Source organism: Corynebacterium sp. UMB6689, assembly GCF_030215295.1.
In the GTDB taxonomy this organism is placed as follows: Bacteria; Actinomycetota; Actinomycetes; order Mycobacteriales; family Mycobacteriaceae; genus Corynebacterium; species Corynebacterium aurimucosum.
The window spans coordinates 1-238 of record NZ_JASOLS010000279.1; the positions used below are offsets into that span (position 1 = coordinate 1).

The following is a 238-nucleotide window of genomic DNA, read 5'->3' on the forward strand; positions in this document are numbered from 1 at the left end:
CGGATGCCGGTGACACCCTCGTCTACACGAAGGGACCCGCCTACCGTGAACACGAGCCGGGCGAGACAGGCTTGCGCCACTACGCGGTCTGGGCTTATAAGGGCCGCGACCTTCGTGAGCTTGTCAACAGCCAGCCGGTATTCATGGGAGACACGGTCGTGGTCGTCCCGCCGGTGAACGTTCAGGTGTCCACCATCAAGGGCGCCATTCAGGTGTCTTGGGACCTGCTGCCGGGGCA

Annotated in this window: 1 pseudogene; it reads left to right on the forward strand. The window is 63.9% G+C overall.

Annotated elements, in window-relative coordinates:
- Positions 1-238: pseudogene (locus tag QP363_RS13520) on the forward strand (hypothetical protein); the annotation flags it as partial.